Source organism: Streptomyces sp. NBC_01244 (assembly GCF_035987325.1).
Lineage (GTDB): Bacteria > Actinomycetota > Actinomycetes > Streptomycetales > Streptomycetaceae > Streptomyces.
In genome coordinates, this window is the sequence record NZ_CP108488.1 from 2,740,601 (window position 1) to 2,764,269 (window position 23,669).

Here is a 23,669-nt window from a genome sequence, read left to right on the forward strand (position 1 = left end):
GCCGGACGCTAACCGGCAGGGGTGGGGGCGGGGGCCGCGGCCCGTTCCAGTACCTCCAGGACGGTGTCGCGGAACAGGGTGGTCTTGTAGCCGGTCTGCGGCAGCGGGCGGCAGCGGGCGAGCACCGTCGCGGCCGCGGCCTCGAGGACCTCGGGGGTGGCCTCCCGCCCGATCAGGGCGGCCTCCACCTCCGGCAGCCGCAGCGGAACCCGTGCCACCCCGCCCGCCGCGACCGCGGCGTGCGTGACGGTGGCGCCGTCCAGCGCGAGCCGGGCGGTGGCCTCGACCAGGGGCCATTCGCCGAGGGCCCGGCTGGTGGCGCGGTGGCATGCGGCGCGTTCGCCCGGCAGCGGCGGCGGCAGCAGGACCGCGGTGAGGATGCGGTCCGGTGCCAGCAGGTGGTCGGCTTGGTGGAGCCGGTCGCCGTCCCCGTACAACTCGGCGACGGTGCGCGGCGATTCGCCGTGGATCTCGGCCCCGGCGTCGTAGGTGAGCAGGGCCATCGCGAGGGTCGACGGGTGCGGGGCGACGCACGGGCCGTCGCCGCTGACCACGCCGAAGTGGTGGTCGCCCTCGCGCGCGGGGCAGCCGGAGCCGCCCTTCTGGAGGCAGCTGACGTGCGGATTGCGGTAGTACCAGCAGCGGTTGCGCTGGAGCAGGTTGCCGCCCAGGGTGCCGGCGGCGCGGATCTGCGGGGTCGCGGCGATCCCGGCCGACACCGCCAGGGCGGGCCAGCCGGAGCGCACCCGCGGATCTGCGGCCAGCGCGGCGAGCGTGGTCAGGGCGCCGATCCGCAGCCCGCCGCCGGGCATCGGCGTGCAGCCGCGCAGGCCGTCCACGCCGTCGAGGTCGGTGAACGGGCCCGGGGTGATGCCCGAGCGCTGCCGGGCGGTGGTGTCGGTGCCTCCGGCGCGCAGCTCCCCGCCGCGTGCCAGGACGGCGGCCGAGAGGTCGGTGAGGGTGGGCTCGGTGCTCACGTACCCAGTCCTTCCAGGAGCCGGTCGGGGCGGATGGGCATGTCGTACGGGCGCCGGCCGGTGGCGTCGTGGACCGCGTTGGCCAGGGCGGCGGCGGTGGGCAGGGTGGAGATCTCGCCGAGGCCGACTCCGCCGCCGGGGACGTGGTCGAAGCCCTCCTGGTGGAAGTGGACGGTGATCTCGGGGGTGTCCGCGATGCCGGGGATGCGGTAGTCCTCCAGGTTGTCGGTCAGCACCCGGCCGGTGGCCGGGTCGGTGCGCCGCTCCTCGAACAGGGCGTAGCCGACGCCCTGGATGACGGCGCCCTCGCACTGGCTGCGGGCGAGGCGTTCCTCGTGGATGCGGCCCGCGGCGATGCCGCTCCACACGCGCAGCGGGCGGATCCGGCCGAGCCGGGTGTCCACCTCCACCTCGGCGACCTGCACCGATCCGGTGAAGCCGCGGCCGATGGCCACGCCGCCCATGGTCAGGTTGAGGGGGGTCACGAAGCCCCGGTGGTCCCGGGTGCGCCGGCCGGTGACCCGTACGCCGTGTGCCCCGTCCAGCCGGGCGGCCATGTCGCCGCCGCCGTCACCGCCGCCCTCGCCGAGCGCCTTGCGCAGCCGTGCGGCGGCGTCCGCGGCGGCGGGCACGATCGACGGCGTGGTGCGGCTGCCGCCGGAGGTGGGGCCGTGGACGGTGTCGCTGTGCCCGACCTCCGCCCGGACCCTGTCCTCCGCCACGCCGAGTCCTTCGGCGACGGCCCGGCGCAGCACGGTGCGCGCGCCCGTACCCATGTCCTGTACGGCGCAGCGGGCGACCACGATCCCGTCCTCGACGGTGAGCTCGACCTCGGTGGCGGGGTCGAGGAAGTACAGCCAGTTGGCCGCCGCGACGCCGACGCCCCGGCGGAACCGCCCGGTGCCGCCGCGGGTGCCCGACCAGGCCGGAAGGGCCGCGGCCAGGTCGTACAGGGCGTGGCGTTTGGGGTTGCCGTCCCAGCGGCGGCGCAGGGCGATGGGGTCCTGGCCGAGCCGGTGGGCCATCTCGTCGACGGCCTGTTCCAGGGCCCAGCACATCGTGGGTCCGCCCGGGCCGCGGAAGGGCGCGCCCGGAGGCCGGTGGGTGACGGTGTCGAAGTCCCGTAGCCGGCGCGGTGCCTTGCCGTACATGAACCGGGCCAGCGCCGCGACGGTGCCGCCCACCGAGACCCCGCCGTCGGTGTCCACGTCGATGGCCAGCGCGCTCAGCTCCCCGGCGGCGTCCGCGGCCATCGCCAGCCGGATCCGGGTGCCGGGCCGGTACCCGCCGTCGGTGAGCTCCTCGTCCCGGTCCAGCACCACCCGCACGGGGGCGCCGTGCAGCCGGGCCAGCTCCACCGCGGCGACCACGTCGGAGGTCAGCCCCATCTTGCAGCCGAAGCCGCCGCCCACGTGCACGGCCCGGGCCACCACCCGTTCGAGGGGCACGCCGAAGCGCTCGGCGGCGAGTACGGCCACCTGTTTGACCGACTGCGTGGACACCTCCAGGTGGAGGGTGCCGTCGTCCCAGCGGGCCAGGCAGGCGTGCGGTTCGAGCGGGGTGTGGGTCTGCGCGGCGGTCGTGAACAGCCCCTCCACCACCCGCTCGGGGCTGTTCTTGCGCGCCTCGATGATCCGGCGCACGGCCGTGGCGGGCCGCTTGCTCATGGCGGAGGGCCCGCGCCGGTTGCCGCGCCAGCGGGCGGGCGTCAGCTGTGGGGCCTCACCCGATCCGGGCGCCAGCTTCCGCGCCGCCTTGTCCTCGTAGACCAGCGGCCCCTCGCCGGCCCGCGCCCGATCCACGTCGAGGGCCGCCGGCAGCACCTCGTACTCCACCGTGACCCGTCCGGCGGCCGCCCGCGCGGAGGCCCGGTCCGCCGCGGCGACCGCCGCCACGGGCTGCCCGACGTACCGCACCACGCCGTCGGGCGGCAGCAGCGGCACCAGCGGCAGATCCCCGGCTTCCAGGGACCGTACGTACGCATGCGCGTGCGGCGAGCGGATGATCACCCCCTCCAGCAGCCCCTCGGGCCGCTGATCGGTGGTGTACCGGGCCGACCCGTCGACCTTCTCGGCGGCCTCGGCACGCGGGACCGGCCCCTGCACCGCATCCGTCTCGTACTCGCCCGCGCAGGCCGCCGCCACGGCTCTGAAGATCCCCTCATAGGCGCCGCAACGGCACAGGTGGCCCGCCAGCGCCTCGGCGATCTCCTCCCGCCCCGGCCTGGCCCGCCCGTGCGCGGCCCGCCACCGCTCGAAGAACGCGGCCGCCTCGACCACGAACCCGGGCGTGCAGTACCCGCACTGCAAGGCGTCCTCCCCGGCGAAGGCACGCCCGACCGGGTGACCGGCCAGCCCCTCCACCGTCGTCACCCGCCGCCCGCTCAGCCGCGCCGCCGGCGTCAGACACGCCACCCGTGGCTCGCCGTCGACCTGGATCGTGCACGCCCCGCAGACCCCGCCGGCGCAGACCAGCTTGGTCCCGGTCAGCCCCAACTGCTCCCGCACGACCTCCACGGCAGCCGGATCACCGTCCACGTCCACCGCACACGGGACGCCATTGACCTCGAACTCCACGAGACGCACTCCTCAACCGTGGGGGCGACGACCCCCACACCACCCGGGCTCGCCTTCACTCCCCTTGATAACCCGCCCCCACCGACACCGCAGCTCGGCATACTCCCCGGGTCACCGCGGGTCGTCCTCCTGGCCGAGCCACCGGCCAGGTGACCTCGGCTACGACGCCGTCGGCGCGGTGGAGGTCTCGGGGGACGCCGGGGACACCGGGGACACCGGGGTGACGGTGAAGATCTGCCTGGCGTCCTGGGCACACGGTTCGACCACGGCCTCCGTTCCCGGCTCGGCGCCGCCGCCCTTGATTCCCACGCAGCCCTGCCCGTTGACCCGGATGCGATAGCCGCTCGCGTTCGCGGCCCGCGCCGGCTCGAAGCGGAAGTGGCTCGCGAGGTCGCACTTGTCCCACGGCTCCAGCAGTTCGGCGCCCGCCCCCTGCCCGCGCAATCGAAGGCATCCGGCACCCAGCTCGGGCCGGTACCACTGGATGCGGTACGTGCCGACGCCCGCGTTCACCAGGGTCGTGCGCTGCGGCGCGGTCTCCTCGCACGGACGCTGTACGGCCACCAGGGAGTCGTAGCGGTGGTCCCTGACGACGCCGTCGCTCAGGCAGAGCCCCGGCGCCAGAGCCGGCCGGATCCACAGCGCGCTGCCGACGGGCAGGTGCGCCGGCAGCGGTTCGCGCAAGGCCGACTTCGCCGGGGCGCCGGAGCCGGTGCGCGGCCAGCCGGTGATGCCCGCGACCACGGCCGCTGCCGCCAGCACCCCGACGACCGCCAGCCCCACCAGGAGCCGCCGGCGCCGGCCGGGCAGAACGGGCGACTCGGCCGACGGCGCGGCTGTCCGCTCGGCGGGAACGGCGGGAACGGTAGGCGGCTGCGCGGCGATGCGGCTCCATGCCCCGAGCCACTCATCGGCCCGCGCACCGTCGCCGCAGGCCCGTACGAAGTCCGAGAGGAGTTCGGGGCGCGGAAGCTTCTTGCCCGCCAGCACGTCGGCGAGCGTACTGCGGGCGAGCACCCCGCCCTGGTCGGCGGCGCGGCGTTCGAGCTGCCGGTAGGTCAGTCCGGAACGGCTCTTCAGCTCCCGGAGCAGAGCGATGAACGCGGTGGCGCTGTCGGCTCTTCCCGGTTCCAGGTCGTCGGCGGGATCCATGGTGCACATGCTTTCCAGTCCGAGGCCCTGTCAGCTACAGCAGAACCCGCCATCTTCCAGACCGAGTTGCCAGCCTCCCGGCCCCCTGACCAGCCCGGACGGCCGTCCGGTGTCCGGGACAGGGAGATCGCTGGACGCTGCTTTCCCGTCCGGGTGATGGTCGGTCGGCGGGCATCCAGGCCTGGGCTCAGCCCCATGGGGCCGGCTCACCACCCCGCACCACCCCCATCCGGTCCGACTTCGCGAGGTCATGGCATGACGACGCCAATTCCGATACCCCCGGCACCCCTTCACGGCACGGGACGACACCGCGCCCTCAAGGCGGCGGCCGTACTGGCCCTGACGGCCGGCCTGACACTCGGCGACCTCACCATGGCGGGGGCGGCACAGGCCGCCACGCTCGGCGACGGCATAGCCGCGCAGGCCCTCGGCCAGTACACCAGCGACAACGCCGAGGTCCGCAAGCGCAGGTACGAGGGCGCGGCCGACGGCGTCAACGCCAAGAACAACTGCAACTTCTACACGGGCTTCTGGACCGACCCGCGCAACCGCCGTTTCGACGGTACGAGCGCCCCGCGCACCGGCACCAACGGCGCCGCCTGCGGCAAGAGCAAGGGCTACATGTACGTCAACGGCACCAAGACCTGGACCACCGCGAACTGGAAGTCCCGCGCCTGGTGTTCCGACTTCGCGAAGTACACGTGGTACTGGGGCGGCGCCAAGGTCACCGGCCTCAACGCCTCGGCAGCCTCCTTCCGCGACTACGGCCGCGCCAACGGCACCTGGCACACGCGCGCCCAGGTGGAGGCCAAGGCATACGTCCCCAAGAAGGGAGACGTCGTCAGCTACGACTGGAACGCCGACGGCGTCATCGACCACGTCGGCGTACTGACCGCCTACAGCACCAGGTACAAGGCCTACTTCTCCGTGGAGGGCAACTCGAGCGACAAACTGACCTACAAGAACACCAAGCAGTCGGCGACATCCCGGTACGTGGTCGGCTACACCTCCCCCAGGCCCCTCTGACGACCCCCGAACCTGCACATCACCAGTCGGCAACGGACCATCAGGAGGCACCATGACCGACACCGGCTGGACCACAACGAGAGCAACCGCACCCCGGGCCGAGTAGCCCGCATCCGGAACGCCACAACGCCCGCCACCCCTGGTCGGGGACGTGGCGGGCGCTGTGTCGGCGTGCCGTACTTCGTTGTACGGACCGTATGAGGGGTCCCGGCCGGGGCCGGGGGTACTGCGAGACCTCAGCCACCACCCGACGGCCGGAGGCCGGCGCAGCCGGGCGAAGCCCGGGAGGCCGCCTGCGGCCGAGCGGTGCGAGCACGGCGTCGAGAATCAGACGGTGATCGAGCGGTCCGTCGGCTTGACCGGGTACGGGAGGGCGCTGGTGCCGGTCAGGAAGCGGTCCACGCCGCGGGCGGCCGAACGGCCTTCCGCGATGGCCCACACGATCAGCGACTGGCCGCGGCCGGCGTCGCCGGCGACGAAGACGCCGTCGACGTTGGTCGCGTAGGAGGCGTCGCGCTCGATGTTGCCGCGGGCGTCCATGGCCAGGCCGAACTGCGCCGTGAGGCCGTTCTCCTGGTCGGTGCCGGTGAAGCCCATCGCCAGGGTGACCAGCTGCGCGGGGAGGACGCGCTCGGTGCCGGGCTTCTGGACGAGCTTGCCGTCCTCGAAGGCGACCTCGACCAGGTGGAGGGCCTGGACGTTGCCGTCCTCGTCGCCCTCGAAGTGGGTGGTGGAGACGGAGTAGATCCGCTCGCCGCCCTCCTCGTGAGCAGAGGTGACCTTGTACAGCATGGGGAAGGTCGGCCAGGGCTGGCCGGTGGGCCGGTCCTCGGAGGGGCGCGGCATGATCTCCAGCTGCGTGACCGAGGCCGCGCCCTGGCGGTGGGCGGTGCCCACGCAGTCCGCGCCGGTGTCGCCACCGCCGATGACGACCACGTGCTTGCCCTCGGCCGTGATGGGGGGCGCCATGAAGTCGCCCTCCTGGACCTTGTTCGCGAGGGGCAGGTACTCCATCGCGAAGTGGATGCCCTTGAGCTCGCGGCCCGGGACCGGGAGGTCGCGGGAGACGGTCGCGCCCGCCGCGATGACCACCGCGTCGAACCGCTTGCGCAGGTCGGTGGCGGTGATGTCGCGGCCGACCTCGACACCGGTACGGAACTTGGTGCCCTCCGCACGCATCTGCTCGATGCGGCGGTTGATGTGCACCTTCTCCATCTTGAACTCGGGGATGCCGTAGCGCAGCAGCCCGCCGATGCGGTCGGCGCGCTCGTACACGACCACGGTGTGGCCGGCCCGGGTCAGCTGCTGGGCCGCGGCGAGACCCGCCGGGCCGGAGCCGATGACCGCGGCGGTCTTGCCCGACAGGCGCTCGGGCGCCTGCGGGGTGACGTCGCCGTTGTCCCACGCCTTGTCGATGATCGAGACTTCGACGTTCTTGATGGTGACGGCCGGCTGGTTGATGCCGAGCACGCAGGCGGACTCGCACGGCGCCGGGCACAGCCGCCCGGTGAACTCCGGGAAGTTGTTCGTCGCGTGCAGCCGCTCGGAGGCGGCGGTCCAGTCCTCGCGGTACGCGAAGTCGTTCCACTCGGGGATCAGGTTCCCGAGCGGGCAGCCGTTGTGGCAGAACGGGATGCCGCAGTCCATGCAGCGGCCGGCCTGCTTGCTGATGATCGGCAGCAGCGAGCCCGGAACGTAGACCTCGTTCCAGTCCTTGAGGCGCTCGGCCACAGGACGGGTGCAGGCGGTCTCGCGCGGGGTGGTGAGGAAGCCCTTCGGGTCAGCCATTGGTCGCCGCCTCCATCATCTTCTCCGTGGTCTCGGACTCGGAGAGTCCGGCGAGCTCAGCGGCGTCCTTGGCGGCGAGCACTGCCTTGTACGTGGTCGGGATGATCTTGCTGAAGCGGGCCGCCGAGGCGGTCCAGTCAGCCAGGAGCTTCGCGGCCACGGTCGAGCCGGTCTCCTCCTCGTGGCGGCGCACCACATCGTGCAGCCACTGGGAGTCGGTGTCGGAGAGGGCTTCGAGCGCGCCCGTGTTGCCGACGTTGACGTTGGCCGGGTCCAGGTCGATGACGTACGCGACGCCGCCCGACATGCCCGCCGCGAAGTTGCGGCCCGTCTCACCGAGGACGACCGCGGTGCCGCCGGTCATGTACTCGCAGCCGTGGTCGCCCACGCCTTCCGAGACGACCAGGGCGCCGGAGTTGCGGACGCAGAAGCGCTCGCCGGTGCGGCCGCGCAGGAACAGCTCGCCGCCGGTGGCGCCGTAGCCGATCGTGTTGCCCGCGATGGTCGAGTACTCGGCCAGGTGGTCGGCGCCGCGGTCGGGACGGACCACGACGCGGCCGCCGGAGAGGCCCTTGCCGACGTAGTCGTTGGCGTCACCCTCGAGGCGCAGCGTCACACCGCGCGGGAGGAAGGCGCCGAAGGACTGGCCGGCGGAACCGGTGAAGGTCAGGTCGATGGTGTTGTCGGGCAGGCCCGCGCCACCGAACTTCTTCGTCACCTCGTGGCCGAGCATGGTGCCGACCGTCCGGTTGATGTTGCGGATCGCGACCTGGGCGCGGACCGGCTGCGCGGTCTCGGCCGAGTCGGCGTTCAGCGCGTCCGCGGCGAGGCGGATGAGCTCGTTGTCGAGCGCCTTCTCCAGACCGTGGTCCTGCTCGATCAGGGCGTGGCGGACCGCGCCCTCGGGCAGCTCCGGCACGTAGAAGAGCGGCTCCAGGTCGAGACCCTGCGCCTTCCAGTGCGTGACGGCCTTGCTGGTGTCGAGGAGCTCGGCGTGGCCGACGGCCTCCTCGATCGTGCGGAAGCCCAGCTCGGCGAGGAGCTCGCGCACCTCCTCCGCGATGAACTCGAAGAAGTTGACGACGAACTCGGGCTTGCCGGAGAAGCGGTCGCGCAGGACCGGGTTCTGGGTGGCGATGCCGACCGGGCAAGTGTCCAGGTGGCAGACGCGCATCATGACGCAGCCGGAGACGACGAGCGGCGCGGTCGCGAAACCGAACTCCTCGGCGCCGAGCAGCGCGGCGATGACGACGTCGCGGCCGGTCTTGAGCTGGCCGTCCGTCTGGACCACGATGCGGTCGCGCAGCCCGTTGAGCAGCAGGGTCTGCTGGGTCTCGGCGAGGCCGAGCTCCCAGGGACCGCCCGCGTGCTTCAGGGACGTCAAGGGAGACGCGCCCGTACCGCCGTCGTGGCCGGAGATGAGGACGACGTCCGCGTGGGCCTTGGAGACACCGGCCGCGACCGTACCCACGCCGACCTCGGAGACCAGCTTCACGTGGATGCGGGCGACCGGGTTGGCGTTCTTGAGGTCGTGGATCAGCTGAGCCAGGTCCTCGATGGAGTAGATGTCGTGGTGCGGCGGCGGGGAGATCAGGCCGACGCCCGGGGTGGAGTGCCGGGTCTTGGCGACCCACGGGTAGACCTTGTGGCCGGGCAGCTGGCCGCCCTCGCCGGGCTTGGCACCCTGCGCCATCTTGATCTGGATGTCGTCCGCGTTGACCAGGTACTCGCTCGTGACACCGAAGCGGCCGGAGGCGACCTGCTTGATGGAGGAGCGGCGCGCCGGGTCGTACAGGCGGTCCGGGTCCTCGCCGCCCTCACCGGTGTTGGACTTGGCGCCCAACTGGTTCATGGCGATGGCGAGGGTCTCGTGCGCCTCCTTGGAGATGGAGCCGTACGACATGGCGCCGGTGGAGAAGCGCTTGACGATGTCGGCGACCGACTCGACCTCGTCGATGGAGATCGACGGACGGTCTTCCGTCTTGAAGCCGAAGAGCCCGCGGAGCGTCATCAGGCGCTCGGACTGCTCGTTCACCCGGTCCGTGTACTGCTTGAAGATGTCGTACCGGCGGTTGCGCGTGGCGTGCTGCAGGCGGAAGACCGTGTCCGGGTCGAACAGGTGCGGCTCGCCCTCGCGGCGCCACTGGTACTCGCCACCGATCTCCAGCGCGCGGTGCGTGGCCGCGATGCCGGAGGCCGGGTACGCCTTGGTGTGGCGCGCGGCCACCTCCTTGGCGATGACGTCCAGGCCGGCGCCGCCGATCTTGGTGGCGGTGCCCGCGAAGTACGCCGCGACGAACTCCTCGTTCAGGCCGACGGCCTCGAAGACCTGCGCGCCGCGGTAGGAGGCGACGGTGGAGATGCCCATCTTGGACATGACCTTCAGGACGCCCTTGCCGAGCGCGTAGATCAGGTTCTTGATGGCCTGCTCCGGCGCGAGGCCGGACAGGAAGGTACCGGCGCTCAGGAGGTCCTCGACGGACTCCATGGCGAGGTACGGGTTGACCGCGGCGGCGCCGTAGCCGATGAGCAGCGCGACGTGGTGGACCTCGCGGACGTCGCCGGCCTCGACCAGCAGACCCACCTGGGTGCGCTGCTTGGTGGCGATGAGGTGGTGGTGCACCGCGGAGGTGAGCAGCAGCGACGGGATCGGCGCGTGCTCGGCGTCGGAGTGACGGTCCGAGAGGACGATCAGGTGCGCGCCGTTCTCGATGGCCGCGTCGACCTCGCCGCGGATCTCCTCCAGGCGGGCGGCCAGCGCCGCACCTCCGCCCGAGACCCGGTACAGGCCCGAGAGGGTGGCGGCCTTCATGCCCGGCATGTCGCCGTCGGCGTTGACGTGGATGAGCTTGGCCAGCTCGTCGTTGTCGATCACCGGGAACGGCAGCGTGACGCTGCGGCAGGACGCGGCGGTCGGCTCCAGCAGGTTGCCCTGCGGGCCGAGCGAGGACAGCAGCGAGGTGACGAGCTCCTCGCGGATGGCGTCCAGCGGCGGGTTGGTGACCTGCGCGAAGAGCTGGGTGAAGTAGTCGAAGAGCAGCCGGGGGCGCTCGGACAGGGCGGCGATCGGGGAGTCCGTGCCCATGGAGCCGAGCGGCTCGCCCGCGGTGCGGGCCATCGGCGCGAGGATGACGCGGAGCTCTTCCTCGGTGTAGCCGAAGGTCTGCTGGCGGCGGGTGACCGAGGCGTGGGTGTGCACGATGTGCTCACGCTCGGGCAGGTCCGTCAGCTCGATCTCGCCCGTCTCCAGCCATTCGGCGTACGGGTGCTCGGCGGCCAGCGCGTCCTTGATCTCGTCGTCTTCGATGATCCGCTTCTGGGCGGTGTCGACGAGGAACATCTTGCCGGGCTGCAGGCGGCCCTTGCGGACGACCTTGGCCGGGTCGATGTCCAGGACACCGACCTCGGAGGAGAGCACGACGAAGTCGTCGTCGGTGACCCAGTAGCGGCCGGGGCGCAGACCGTTGCGGTCGAGGACCGCGCCGACCTGGGTGCCGTCGGTGAAGGTGACGCAGGCGGGGCCGTCCCACGGCTCCATCTGCGTGGAGTGGTACTTGTAGAACGCGCGGCGGGCCGGCGACATGGAGGTGTGGTTCTCCCACGCCTCCGGGATCATCATCAGCACGCTGTGCGGGAGGGACCGGCCGCCGAGGTGGAGCAGCTCCAGGACCTCGTCGAAGGAGGCCGAGTCGGAGGCGTCCGGGGTGCAGATCGGGAAGATCCGCTCGAGGGCGCCCTCACCGAAGAGGCCGGAGGCCAGCTGGGACTCGCGGGCCCGCATCCAGTTCCGGTTGCCCTTGACCGTGTTGATCTCGCCGTTGTGCGCGACGAAGCGGTACGGGTGGGCCAGCGGCCACGACGGGAAGGTGTTCGTCGAGAACCGGGAGTGGACCAGGGCGATCGCGGAGGCGAAGCGGCGGTCCGAGAGGTCCGGGAAGAAGGGCTCGAGCTGGCCGGTGGTCAGCATGCCCTTGTAGACGATCGTGCGGGCGGAGAGCGACGGGAAGTAGACCCCGGCCTCGCGCTCGGCGCGCTTGCGCAGCACGAAGGCCTTGCGGTCCAGCTCGATCCCGCTCGTCCCGTTGCTCACGAAGAGCTGCGAGAAGGCCGGCATGGTGGCGCGGGCGCCGTTGCCGAGCAGGTCGGGGGTGACCGGCACCTCGCGCCAGCCGAGAACCGTCAGGTTCTCCTCGGCGGCGATGGCCTCGATCTGCTCCACGGCGACGGCCTGTGCGGTGCCGTCGGCGGGGAGGAAGGCGATGCCGACGGCGTACGCGCCGGCCTCGGGGAGGTCGAAACCGGCCACCTCGCGCAGGAACGCGTCGGGGACCTGGGAGAGGATGCCGGCGCCGTCGCCCGAGTCGGGCTCGGATCCGGTGGCGCCTCGGTGCTCGAGGTTCCGCAATACGGTCAGCGCCTGCTCGACCAGCGTGTGGCTGGCCTCGCCGGTGAGGTTGGCCACAAAGCCGACGCCACAGGCGTCGTGCTCGTTGCGCGGGTCGTACATGCCCTGCTGGGCGGGGCGACCGTCCATGGGCGACCAGGCGGTGTTGCTGAGGCCGGTCGCGGAGTGCGTGGATGCGGAACGCATCGGCTCTCCCGTCGTCGTCGTGGCATATGTGCATAGCCGAGGGACGACGTTGGCCCTCTGCGAAATTTCGTGCAGATTACATGATGACGACAATCCCGAGAAGCGGATACGTCATTCCAGCATGCGGACACTGCACGGGGCAGACAAGAGGGGACTTTCGCGGGTGTCCTGCCATCGGGACACGGGACGAAGGTCCCGGCACGGGGCGGGCCTCATTGCCCGGCGCCCAGGGTCTGATGCCCGGCGGACACGGAATCGAAACCGCCGAGTAACTGACTACTTATGTTGCGTACTGCATAGTGTCTCACTCCCTGCACGGTCAGCCTACGGCCCCGCCGATCCAGGTTCCCAGGATGTACGTCACACCCGCGGCCGCGCCACCCAGGACGAGCTGGCGCAGCCCGCTGTACCACCAGGACCGGGCCGTGACCCGGGAGACCACCGCGCCGCAGGCGAAGAGGCCCAGCAGCGCCAGCAGGACCGCCGGCCACAGGGTGACCGCGCCGAGCAGGTACGGCAGCAGCGGGAGCAGCGCGCCGAGCGCGAACGATCCGAAGGAGGACACCGCGGCGACCATCGGCGACGGCAGGTCGTCCGGGTCGATCCCGAGCTCCTCGCGGGCGTGGATCTCCAGCGCCTGCTCGGGGTCGCGGGAGAGCTGCATGGCGACCTCGCGGGCCAGCGCCGGCTCGACGCCGCGCGAGACGTAGAGCTCGGCCAGCTCCTCCATCTCGTCGATGGGGTGCTTGCGCAACTGCTGGCGCTCTATGTCGAGTTCGGCGAGCACGAGCTCACGCTGCGAGGCGACCGAGGTGTACTCCCCCGCCGCCATGGAGAAGGCTCCGGCGGCGAGGCCGGCCAGGCCGGTGACGACGATGACGTGCGGGGCGACGGCGCCGCCCGCCACGCCGGTCATCAGCGCGAGGTTCGAGACCAGCCCGTCCATCGCACCGAAGACCGCCGGGCGCAGCCATCCGCCGTTGACGTCACGGTGGGTGTGGTTGTCGCGGTGGGCGGCGTGAAGCGGTGCTTCGATATCAATGATGGACATGCCGACTATCTCCCCTTTTGTACGAGTGAGTGCACAGAGCTGTGCCATGGACGACGCGCGGACACCCACTCCCCCGGAACACCTCGAAACTACGCACGATTTTTGCCGCCCGCCAGCAAGGAAGGCCGTACTTACCTGGGGTTTTGGGGATCGGCGACCGGGTGACGGCGGCCCGCGGCGGGTGTTTCGCGACGAGCGACAAACCACATGCCATGGCACAAATCCCCCAAGGGCTCAATATGAGTCCCATCAAGTGGAGAGGCGCGCCATGGAGCTGATTGCATGCAATCCGCAGGTCCTCCTCGAACGGGCCCGGGGCGCTCTTCTCGGACTCGCGGTGGGTGACGCGCTGGGCGCCCCCGCGGAGAACATGAAGCCCTCGGAGATCCGGGCGAAGTGGGGCCGGATCGAGGGCTTCGTCTCGGACGACCCGGCGGGCACGGACGATACGGAGTACGCGATCTTCTCGGGCCTGCTGCTGGCCCGCCACGGGTCGGCGCTGACGGTCGCCCACGTCGAACGCGCGTGGCACCACTGGATCGCGGATCTGGACGAAGGCCCCTTCCGCGGCGCGGGCTTCTCGGAGCGCGGCACCCTGGAGAACCTCCGGCGTGGCCTGGCGGCCCCCATCTCCGCCCAGCACCGGCACGCCTGGTCGGACGGTCTGGCCATGCGGGCGGCCCCCTTCGGCGTCTTCGCGGCGGGCCGCCCGGCCGAGGCCGCCCGGCTCGTCGCCATCGACGGTTGCGTCAGCCACGACGGCGAGGGCATCTACGGCGGCCAGGCCGTCGCGGCCGGGGTCGCGGCGGCGATGGCCGGCGGGTCCGCGGCCTCCGTCATCTCGGCGGCCCTCTCCGTCATCCCCTCCGACTCCTGGACGGCCCGCTCCCTGCGCCGAGCCGTGACGGCCGCCCCGCGCGGCGAGCGGGCGGTCCGCTCGGCGGTGGTCATCGGCGGCTACCCCTGGACGGACCTGGCCCCCGAGGCGGTCGGCCTCGCCTTCGGCGCGTTCGCCGCGTGCGGTGGCGACTTCGCCTCCTCCGTCCTCATGGCGGTCAACATGGGCCGCGACGCGGACACCACGGCGGCCGTTGCGGGCGCACTCGCCGGCGCGATGGCCGGCGCCCCCGCCATCCCGGCCGCCTGGTCCTCGGCGATCGGCCCGGTCCGCGGCAGCTGCCTCCCCTCGATGCGCGGCTACCACGTCCTGGACATCGCGGACCTCCTCACCCCGGAAACCGAGACCCCCCGATGACCCTGACCCCGACCTCCCCGCCCACCTCCCCCTCCACCTCCCCCGCCACCACCACGAACCCACCCCTCCCACCGACCGCCCCACCCGAGGAGGCCACCCCCCAGGACGGCGCCCGGGCCGCGCGACCCCCGGAAGGCGACACCCTGACCCACGAAGCGGGCGAGCCCGTCGCCCCTGCGGCCTGCGGGCCCGAACCGGCGCGGGGCCGGGACGTGCCGGTGCCCGAGTTCCTTCGCGCCGCGACCGGGGTACGGGGCCATGCCGCCCCCGGGCCCGCCGAGGTGTCGGCCGCGCCGGTCCGGGGGCCCGGGAGCCCGCCCCCGGTGTCGGGAAGGGGCGGGGGCGAAGAAAGCCCGCCCGCCCCGGAGCCGACCGCCGCGGGGCACGCCGCCCCGCCGCGCACGCAGGCCCGTACCGCCCCCACGGAGGCCACCGCAGGCCCGCTCACCGTCCCCCCGGCGGCCACCGCCGCTCCGCCGGGGCCGGCCCCGGCGGGACCCGCCGCTCCGCGGGGAGCGCAGCCCCGTACGGCCACGGCCACGGCCACCGCCGAGCCGCGCGCCGAGGCGACCCCCGGGCCCGCCCCCGCGGGGCCCCGCCGGATCGAGGGGCTGCTGCTCGGGCTCGCCGCGGGCGACGCCGCCGGGTGGCCCGCGGCACGCCACCGGGCCAGCCGCATGCCCGAGTGGACCCGTCGCCTCACCCGCGAGCTCGACACCTTCGCCGAGCAGAACGCCACCACCACGCTCCCCGTCCCGATCGCCCTCAACCAGCCCCCGGAACCGCTCCGACTCGGCCCCTCCGACGACGCCGAGTGGGCCGCCTTCGCCGCCGAGTCCGTCCTCACCGCCGCCGGAGTGCTGCTCAGCGACCTCTCCCGGTCCCGCCGCATGCGCGCCGCCATCGATCTCGCCTGGAACGCCCTGGCCAGCGAGGTGGCCGCGGCAGCGGAACGCGCGCCCGAGGTCGAGTCCGCCGTCCTTCCCCTGCGCGCCCGGATCTCCGTCCGCGCGGGCCTCGGCAACCTCGCCGCCGGCCTGCGCCCGCCCGCCACCGGCCACGACAACCCGCACTACTTCGACGACGCCGCCTGCATCCGTGCCTGCGTCCTGGCCGTCGTCCATCCCGGGGACCCCGAAGCCGCCGCGGACCTCGCCGAGTTCGACGCCCGCTACACCCAGGACGGCGACGGGGTCCACGGCGCCCGCGCCATGGCCGCCGCCATCGCCACCGCCCTCGCCTCCGCCGGGACCTGCACGGCCGCGGACACCGACGCCGCCGTCGACGCGGCCCTCGCGCAGCTCCCGGAGTCCACCGAGATCGGCCGCAACGCCCGGCACGCGGTGAAACTCGCCCGCGCCGAGACGACCGGCGGGGCCTTCGCCATCGTCCCGCTCCTGGAGCACCAGATCGTCGACCACGTCTACAGCTACGGCATCGCCGCCGCGGAAACCGTTCCCGTGGCCCTGGCCCTCGCCACCGCCGCCCGCGGCCGGGTCGGCGAGGCGGTCCCGGCCGCCGCCTGCCTGTCACGCGTCGCGGACTCCGCCCCCGCCCTCGCCGGGGCGCTGACCGGCGCCCTCGGCGGCGGCGACTCGCTCCCCGCCGCCTGGCGCGAAGCGTGCCGCACCCTTTCCGGCTGCGCCCTCCCCCGCCTCGCGGGCACCGACCTCGTCGAACTGGCCGCGCTGCTCACCCGTACGGAACTCACCTCACCCAAGCCCCAAGGAAAGCCCCGGACATGACGACCGACATGACGACCCTGACCCCCGTGGACCCCGCTCCCGGCACCCACACTTCCTCCCCCACCCTGGACGACCGGATCGTCGGCGCCCTCGTCGGCGCGGCCGTCGGCGACGCGCTGGGCGGCCCGGTGGAGGGCTGGACCCCGGAACAGATCGTGGAGCGGCACGGCGGCCGGGTGCGCGGCATCGTCGGCCCGTGGCACGAGGACTGGCGTACGGCGCGCCCGATCGCCCCGTACCACAAGGGCGACGGCCACGTCACGGACGACACCCTGATGACGCACGCGCTGGTACGGGTCTACGAGGCCGTACGGGACCACCTGGACGCGTACGCGATCGCCGAGCACCTGGTGCCGGACCTGATGACCACCCCCCGCTGGATCCCGGAGCTGGAGGCGGACGCCCTCCCCCTCCAGCGGATCTTCCTCGCCGAGAAATGGATCGTGACCCGGCTGCACTACGCGCACGCGGACCCGCGGGAGGCGGGCAACGGCAACATCGTGAACTGCGGCGCGGCGATGTACATGGCGCCGGTCGGCCTCGTCAACGCGGGCAATCCGGCCGGGGCGTACGCGGAGGCACTGGACGTCACCGGCGCGCACCAGTCCTCGTACGGGCGGGAGGCGGCGGGCGTGTTCGCGGCCGCGGTGGCCGCGGCCTGCGTGCCGGGGGCGACGGCCGCCTCCGTGGTGGACACGGCCCTCTCCCTGGCCAAGGACGGCACCCGCGCGGCCATCGCGGCGGTCTGCGAAGTCGCCGCCGGGCACCGGGACTTCGAGTCGGCGCTGGCCCCCCTCCGGGCGGCGGTCGCCCCGTACGACTCGGTCGGCCCGGACTACCGCACGCCGTCCCTGGGCGCACGGCGCCCCTCCCGCCTGCACTCCATCGAGGAACTCCCGGTCGCGCTCGGCATGCTGCTCGTCGGCGACGGCTGCTACGAGACCTCCGTGCTCGGCGCGGTCAACTACGGCCGGGACTGCGACTCCATCGCGACCATGGCCGGCGCGATCGCGGGCGCCCTGTCGGGCGTTCCTGCCGTCCCCCCCGCCTGGGCGGACCGGGTCGCGGAGGCCAGCCGCCTGGACCTGCGCGCCCCGGCCGTTGCGCTGGCCGCGGTGACCCGGGAGGTCTTCGCACGCGACCGTTCCCGCCGCCGGACCCACGAAGCCGCCTTCGCGGCGCTGACGGCCCCCCGATGACCCCCACCCGGCCGGCGCCCCCGCCCGCTCCCCCGGCCCCGGACGCGGCCACCCTGGGCGCCACGGGAGCAGGGACCCTCGACTCGGCCCCACCCACGCCCACCCCCGGCCCGGCCCGGCCCGAGACTTCCCCCACCCCACCCCACCCCGAAACCAGGGTCACCCCCCTGAACCCCGACCACCCGGGCCTGCCGGCCCCGGACGGCGAACCGGTCCCCACCCCCGGACCGAGCCTGCCCACCCGGGACGCCGAACCGGCCCCGGCCGGCGGAGCCGGGCCCGTCCGGCTGACCTGGGTCCAGCCCGAGGACCTGGTCGGCCACGAGTTCCGGCAGGCAGCCGAGGACGGCCGCGGGGAAGCCGCGGAGCCGCTGCTGCGGGTCTGGCTCGCGGCGGGCGGCCACCTCGCCCCGGCCCGGGCGGGCGCCTCCCCCACACCGGCCCCACCGGCGCTCCGCGCCCTGGCCACGGACCTCCTGACGGCCCTCGCGGCCCTCCCCACACCCGCCGAACCGACCCCTCGGCCCGACCCCGCGGGTCACCGGGCCGCCCGCGCCCCGGGGTCCAGGGGCCTGCCCCTGGCTCCGGGAAGGGGCGGGGTGGGGAAACTCTCCACCCCCACCCCGCCCCACCACCCAGAAACCGAGGCCGAGGCCGAGGCCGAGGCCGATGTCGTGCCCGAGGCCGAGTCCGATGTCGTGCCCGAGGCCGGAGCCAGGACCGGAGCCGTGCCCGGGGCCGAAGCCGGAGCCGTGCCCGTGCCCGAGGCCGGGGCCGGGGCCGGGGCCGGGGCCGGGGCCGGGGCCGGGGCCGGGGCCGGGGCCGGGCCTGGGCCCGAGGCCGGAGCAGGAGCCGGAACCGGAGCCGAAGCCGGAGCGGGGGCCGGGGCCGAGGCCGAGGCCGGAGCAGGAGCGGGGGCCGGGGCCGGAACCGGAGCAGGGGCCGGAGACGAGGCCGGAGACGAGGCCGGGGCCGGAGCCGAGGCCGGGACGGAGGTCCGGGTCGGAGCCGGGGCCGAGGCCCGGGCCCGCTTCGCAAGGGGCCCGGCGGATGCCGCCTCAGGCGGCCCCGCCCTGCGCCGCAGGCTGGAGGCGGCCTGGCTCGGCCGTGCCGTCGGCTGCGTGCTCGGGAAGCCCGTGGAGAAGCTGCCCCTGCACGGGATCCGGGCCCTGGCCCGGGCCGCGGGGAACTGGCCGCTCGACGACTGGTTCACCGAGCGCGGCGTACCGCCGGAGGTACTCGCCGCGCACCCCTGGAACCGCCGCTCCGCGCCCACCTCCCTCGCCGAGAACATCGACGGCACCCCCGAGGACGACGACCTCAACTACCCCCTCCTCGGCCTGCTCCTGCTCCAGCGCCACGGCAAGGGCTTCACCACCGCCGACGTCGGCCGGCTCTGGCTCGACGAGCTCCCGGCCGGCCGTACGTTCACGGCCGAGCGGGTCGCGTACCGCAACCTCCTCCAGGGCCTGGAGCCCCCCGCCACCGCCACCCACCACAACCCCTTCCGCGAATGGATCGGCGCCCTGATCCGCGCCGACGTCCACGGCTGGACCAACCCGGGCGCCCCGGCCGCCGCCGCGGCCCAGGCGTACCGGGACGCCGCCCTCACCCACACCGGCAACGGCGCCCACGCCGCCACCTTCGTGGCCGCCGCCACCGCCACCGCGGCCACCGGCCGGGCCGACGTGCACACCGCGCTCCGGGCCGGCCTGGCCGTCGTACCGCCCCGTTCCCGCCTCGCCGAGGCCGTCCGCTTCGGGATCCGTACGGCCTCGGACGCGCGGAACACCGGTACCGGATTCGATACCGTCGTCGACCTGCTCCACGCCCGCTACGGCCACTACCACTGGGTCCACTCCGTCCCCAACACCGCAGTGATCGCCGCCGCCCTCACCCACGCCGACGGGGACTTCACCCACTCCGTCTGCCGCGCCGTCTCCGGCGGCTGGGACACCGACTCCAACGGCGCCACCGCGGGCGCCCTCGCCGGACTGATCACCGGCTCCCCCGAAGCCATCCCGCACCGCTGGACCGCCCCGCTGAAGAACCGCCTCGCCACCACCGTCCCCGGCTTCGACGGCATCGGCTTCGACACCCTCGCCCACCTCACCGCACAGGAGGCAGCCCGCTCATGACGGCCATCGCCGTGCTCGGCAGTACCAACATGGACCTCGTCGCCTACGTGGCCAAGGCCCCCCGTCTCGGGGAGACCGTCACCGGCCGCTCCTTCCGCACCGTTCCCGGCGGAAAGGGTGCCAACCAGGCCGTCGCCGCCGCCCGTTCGGGCGCGGAGGTGGTGATGATCGGTGCGGTCGGGGCCGACGAGTTCGGCGTACGGCTGCGCTCGGCGCTCGCCGGCGCCGGGGTCGAGACGGCGGCCCTGCGCACCGTCGAGGGCGCCAGCGGCACCGCGCACATCACCGTGGACGACGAGGGCGGCAACAGCATCATCGTCATCCCCGGCGCCAACGCCCTCGTCACCTCCCTTGAACCGGGCGACGCCGCCCGCATCGGCGCCGCCGACTCCCTGCTCCTCCAGCTCGAACTGCCCCTGGAGGCCGTGCTCGCCGGCGCCCTCGCCGCCCGCGCCCACGGGGTCCGGACCATCCTCACCCCGGCCCCCGCCCAGCCGCTGCCGGCCGAACTCCTCGCCGCGACCGACCTGTTGGTGCCCAACGAGCACGAGGCCGCCGCGCTCACCGGGCTCACCGACGTCCACCTGGCCGCGGCGGCCCTGCTCCAGGACGTGCCGGAGGTGGTCGTCACCCTCGGCGCGGCCGGGGTGCTGTACGCCGCCCGCGGCCGCGAGCCGCTGGCCGTGCCCGCGCCGCACGTACGGGCCGTGGACACCACCGCCGCCGGAGACACCTTCGTCGGCGCGCTCGCCGTGGCCCTGAGCGAGGGCCGGCCGATGCCCGTAGCCCTGAGCTGGGCCTCGGCGGCAGCCGCCCTGTCCGTGCAGCGCCCCGGCGCCCAGGACTCGATGCCGACCCGCTCCCAGACCGACACCTTCGCCCGCTCCGGAGCCGCCTCGTGACCTACACCGGCCAGGACACCACCGGGACCGGGACCGGGACCGGCACCACCGCCGCCGCCCCGCCCCTGCAAGGGCTCCGCGTCCTCGACCTCGCCACCCTCTTCGCAGGTCCCCTCGCCGCCACCCTCCTCGGCGACTTCGGCGCCGAGGTCGTCAAGGTCGAGCACCCGACCCGCCCCGACCCCTCCCGCGGCCACGGCCCCGCCAAGGACGGCATCGGCCTCTGGTGGAAGCTGCTCGGCCGCAACAAGCGGACGATGACCCTCGATCTGTCCACGCCCGGCGGCCGGGAGACCCTGCTGCGCCTCGTCGCCACCGCCGACGTGGTGATCGAGAACTTCCGCCCCGGAACCCTGGAGCGCTGGGGTCTGGGCTGGCCCGAGCTGTCCGCCGCGAACCCGCGGCTGATCCTGACCCGCGTGACGGCCTTCGGCCAGGAGGGCCCGTACGCCCACCGCCCCGGCTTCGGCACCCTCGCGGAGGCGATGAGCGGCTTCGCGGCGATCACCGGGGAGCCGGAGGGTCCGCCGACCCTGCCGCCGTTCGGGCTCGCGGACTCGATCGCCGCGCTGACCACCGCGTACGCCGTGATGGCGGCGCTCGCCGGACGCGACCGCACCGGGCACGGGCAGGTGGTGGACCTGGCGATCATCGAGCCGATCCTGACCGTCCTCGGGCCGCACCCGCTCTGGTACGACCAGCTCGGCTACGTCCAGCCGCGCACCGGCAACCGTTCCACCAACAACGCGCCCCGCAATACGTACCGCAGCCTGGACGGCCGCTGGCTGGCGGTCTCCACCTCCGCCCAGTCCATCGCCGAGCGCGTGATGCGGCTCGTGGGCCGGCCCGAGCTGATCTCCGAGCCGTGGTTCGCGTCGGGTTCCGGTCGGGCCGGTCACGCGGACGTGCTCGACGAGGCGGTCGGCGGCTGGATCGCCCGTCACAAGGCGGACGAGGTGACGGCCGCCTTCGAGGAGGCCGAGGCCGCGGTCGCGCTGGTCTACGACGTACGGGACGTCATGGCCGATCCGCAGTACGCGGCCCTGGACACGATCACCGAGGTCGAGGACCCGGAGCTGGGCCCGATCCGCATGCAGAACGTCCTGTTCCGACTGTCGGAGACCCCCGGCTCCATCCGCTGGGCGGGCCGCCCGCACGGCGCGGACACCGATGCCGTCCTCGCCGAGATCGGCCTCTCCCCGGCCGAGATCACCGCTCTCCGCACGGAGGGGGCCCTGTGATCCTGACCTGGCTCTACGTACCCGGCGACCGCCCGGAGGTGGTGTCCAAGGCCCTGCAGGCCGGGGCCGACGCCGTCATCGTGGACCTGGAGGACGCGGTGTCGGCCTCCCGCAAGGAGTACGCCCGCGGCGCCACCGCCGAACTCCTCGGCGACCGGCACCCGGTACCGGTCCACGTCCGCGTCAACGCCCTCGACTCCCCCTGGGGCGGCGCCGACCTCAGCGCGCTGGCCGGGCTCGGCGGCCTCGCCGGGCTGCGCCTGCCCAAGATCTCCTCGCCGGCGCAGATCGTCGCCACCGCCGACCGCACCGCGGGGGTGGCCCTGTACGCCCTGCTGGAGTCGGCGATCGGCGTGGAACGTGCCTACGAGATCGCCCGCGCGCACCCCGCCCTGCGCGGCCTGTCCCTGGGCGAGGCGGACCTGCGGGCGGACCTGGGCGTCACCTCGGAGTCCGGCCTGGACTGGCCGCGCTCCCGGGTGGTGGTCGCGGCCCGGGCGGCCGGGCTGGCGCCGCCGGCCCAGTCGGTGTTCCCCGACATCCGGAACCTGGAGGCGCTGGCGGCCTCCTGCGCCCGGGGCCGGGCCCTCGGCTTCCTGGGGCGCGCGGCGATCCACCCGCGCCAGCTCCCGGTGATCGAGCGGGCCTACCTGCCCGGCCCGGCGGAGGTCAGCGCCGCCGAGGAGATCGTGGCCGCGGCCCGCCGCACCCCGGGCGCGGTGGCCCTGCCCGACGGCCGCTTCGTCGACCCGGCGATGCTGGCGGGCGCGGAACGGGTCGTGGCCCTGTCCCGCCGGGACGCGCCGGTCCTCTCCTGACCCGGCGCACGCGAAACGGGAGGGGCGCCGCGCGGTGTGCGCGGCGCCCCTCCCGTTTCGACCGGAATCCCGGTCAGAGCTTCTTGGCCCCGGGGGCCCCTGCCTTGTCCTCGCCGTCGGCTTCGGCTTCGCCTTCGGCGTCCGCAGCGTCCGCCGGCTCGGCCTCGGCGGCCGCGGCCCCGGCATCGGCCTCGTCGCCCTCGGCTGCGGCCTCCCCGGCCGGGGTGTCCCCGCCCTCGGCGCCGGCCACCGTGTCAGCGTCCTTGGCGCCGGGCACGGCGTTCGCGTCCGGTTCGACGACCGCCTCGCGGCCCGGCCGCAGCTTCGCCGACAGCACCAGGTAGACGACGGCGAGCACGAAGACGACGATCGAGGTCCAGACGTTGAGGCGCAGGCCGAGGACGTGGTGGGCCTCGTCGACCCGCATGTACTCGATCCAGCCGCGCCCCACGCAGTACGCGGCGACGTACAGCGCGAACGCCCGCCCGTGTCCGAGCGTGAAGCGGCGGTCGGCCCAGATCACCAGCAGGGCGACACCGACGCACCAGAGGGACTCGTAGAGGAAGGTCGGGTGGTAGGTCCCGGCGACCCGGTTCGGGCCGTCGGTGATCTCCACCGCCCACGGCAGATCGGTGGCGCGGCCGTACAGCTCCTGGTTGAACCAGTTGCCCCAGCGTCCGCAGGCCTGGGCCAGCGCGATGCCGGGGGCCAGGGCGTCGGCCCAGGCCGGCAGCGGGATGCCCCGCCGGCGACAGCCGATCCAGGCACCGACGGCGCCCAGCGCGATGGCGCCCCAGATGCCGAGGCCGCCTTCCCAGATCTTGAAGGCGTCGACCCAGTCGCGGCCCTCGCCGAAGTAGAGCTGGTAGTCGGTGATCACGTGGTAGAGGCGACCGCCGACCAGGCCGAACGGCACCGCCCACACGGCAATGTCCGCGACCGTGCCCGGCTTACCGCCGCGCGCGATCCAGCGCTTGTTGCCGAGCCAGACGGCGACGAAGACGCCGATGATGATGCAGAACGCGTAGCCGCGCAGCGGGATCGGTCCGAGTTGGAGCACGCCCGTCGACGGACTGGGAATGAAGGCAAGGTTCATGGCAAGACCCGACGCTACCTTGCCGGACGGTGGTGACCGCAACCCGTCCGGCAAGCTGCTGCCGAATCGAGACGGCCGTCAGTGCCCCATGGGCATCCCGGCGTGGTCCGGGGA

Annotated in this window: 15 protein-coding genes; 8 read left to right on the top strand and 7 right to left on the bottom strand. The window is 73.9% G+C overall.

All coding sequences use genetic code 11. The annotated features are described in order from the left end of the window. Positions 1–8: 8 nt before the first annotated feature. The 3 genes from OG247_RS12145 to OG247_RS12155 all read right to left on the bottom strand — a co-directional run bounded on the left by OG247_RS12145 (position 9) and on the right by OG247_RS12155 (position 4,705). On the bottom strand, positions 9–977 hold the full coding sequence (locus OG247_RS12145) for an FAD binding domain-containing protein (protein WP_327252252.1): 969 nt from the start codon (positions 975–977) through the stop codon (positions 9–11). Then, entirely contained in the window at positions 974–3,553 is a 2,580-nt protein-coding gene (locus OG247_RS12150) for a molybdopterin-dependent oxidoreductase (protein ID WP_327252253.1), read from the bottom strand. Before OG247_RS12150 ends, OG247_RS12145 begins: the two co-directional genes overlap by 4 nt. A 159-nt stretch (positions 3,554–3,712) precedes the next feature. Next, on the bottom strand, positions 3,713–4,705 hold the full coding sequence (locus OG247_RS12155; RefSeq protein ID WP_327252254.1) for a helix-turn-helix transcriptional regulator: 993 nt from the start codon (positions 4,703–4,705) through the stop codon (positions 3,713–3,715). A 255-nt stretch (positions 4,706–4,960) separates the two neighbouring features. Here OG247_RS12155 and OG247_RS12160 point away from each other — a divergent pair, with 255 nt between their 5' ends. Further along, complete coding sequence (locus OG247_RS12160; protein WP_327252255.1) at positions 4,961–5,731, top strand: hypothetical protein; 771 nt, start codon at positions 4,961–4,963, stop codon at positions 5,729–5,731. Between the two features lie 327 nt (positions 5,732–6,058). On the opposite strand, the gene OG247_RS12165 is transcribed toward OG247_RS12160, so the two are convergent. From OG247_RS12165 to OG247_RS12175, 3 genes are all read right to left on the bottom strand, one after another. After that, a complete protein-coding gene (locus tag OG247_RS12165) occupies positions 6,059–7,519 on the bottom strand; it encodes a glutamate synthase subunit beta (RefSeq protein WP_327252256.1) in 1,461 nt (486 codons plus the stop codon). Further along, the gene (gltB, locus tag OG247_RS12170; RefSeq protein ID WP_327257435.1) at positions 7,512–12,053 is read right to left on the bottom strand and encodes a glutamate synthase large subunit; all 4,542 of its coding nucleotides are present in this window, start codon (positions 12,051–12,053) and stop codon (positions 7,512–7,514) included. The genes OG247_RS12165 and gltB overlap by 8 nt, the downstream gene beginning before the upstream one ends. A gap of 376 nt (positions 12,054–12,429) precedes the next feature. After that, positions 12,430–13,161: a VIT1/CCC1 transporter family protein gene (locus OG247_RS12175; RefSeq protein WP_327252257.1), complete on the bottom strand. Its 732-nt coding sequence runs from the start codon at positions 13,159–13,161 to the stop codon at positions 12,430–12,432. 268 nt (positions 13,162–13,429) lie between these two features. On the opposite strand from OG247_RS12175, the gene OG247_RS12180 reads away from it, so the two are divergent. The 7 genes from OG247_RS12180 to OG247_RS12210 all read left to right on the top strand — a co-directional run bounded on the left by OG247_RS12180 (position 13,430) and on the right by OG247_RS12210 (position 22,459). Then, the gene (locus OG247_RS12180) at positions 13,430–14,416 is read left to right on the top strand and encodes an ADP-ribosylglycohydrolase family protein (protein ID WP_327252258.1); all 987 of its coding nucleotides are present in this window, start codon (positions 13,430–13,432) and stop codon (positions 14,414–14,416) included. 281 nt (positions 14,417–14,697) lie between these two features. Next, on the top strand, positions 14,698–16,161 hold the full coding sequence (locus OG247_RS12185; protein ID WP_442813603.1) for an ADP-ribosylglycohydrolase family protein: 1,464 nt from the start codon (positions 14,698–14,700) through the stop codon (positions 16,159–16,161). Beyond that, entirely contained in the window at positions 16,158–17,360 is a 1,203-nt protein-coding gene (locus OG247_RS12190) for an ADP-ribosylglycohydrolase family protein (RefSeq protein ID WP_442813260.1), read from the top strand. The genes OG247_RS12185 and OG247_RS12190 overlap by 4 nt, the downstream gene beginning before the upstream one ends. A 728-nt stretch (positions 17,361–18,088) precedes the next feature. Next, positions 18,089–19,498, top strand: coding sequence for an ADP-ribosylglycohydrolase family protein (locus tag OG247_RS12195; RefSeq protein WP_442813604.1), 1,410 nt, complete (start codon positions 18,089–18,091; stop codon positions 19,496–19,498). Further along, positions 19,495–20,400, top strand: coding sequence for a ribokinase (gene rbsK / locus OG247_RS12200; protein ID WP_327252259.1), 906 nt, complete (start codon positions 19,495–19,497; stop codon positions 20,398–20,400). The genes OG247_RS12195 and rbsK overlap by 4 nt, the downstream gene beginning before the upstream one ends. 65 nt (positions 20,401–20,465) lie before the next feature. Further along, positions 20,466–21,641 (top strand): CaiB/BaiF CoA transferase family protein, encoded by a 1,176-nt coding sequence (locus OG247_RS12205; protein WP_327257439.1) that lies wholly within the window; start codon positions 20,466–20,468, stop codon positions 21,639–21,641. Next, positions 21,638–22,459 carry an HpcH/HpaI aldolase/citrate lyase family protein gene (locus OG247_RS12210; RefSeq protein ID WP_327252260.1) on the top strand — a complete coding sequence of 274 codons (822 nt, stop codon included), beginning with the start codon at positions 21,638–21,640 and terminating at the stop codon, positions 22,457–22,459. Before OG247_RS12205 ends, OG247_RS12210 begins: the two co-directional genes overlap by 4 nt. A 73-nt stretch (positions 22,460–22,532) precedes the next feature. On the opposite strand, the gene lgt is transcribed toward OG247_RS12210, so the two are convergent. Beyond that, positions 22,533–23,555, bottom strand: a complete 1,023-nt coding sequence (lgt, locus tag OG247_RS12215; protein WP_327252261.1) for a prolipoprotein diacylglyceryl transferase — start codon at positions 23,553–23,555, stop codon at positions 22,533–22,535. Positions 23,556–23,669: the final 114 nt, after the last annotated feature.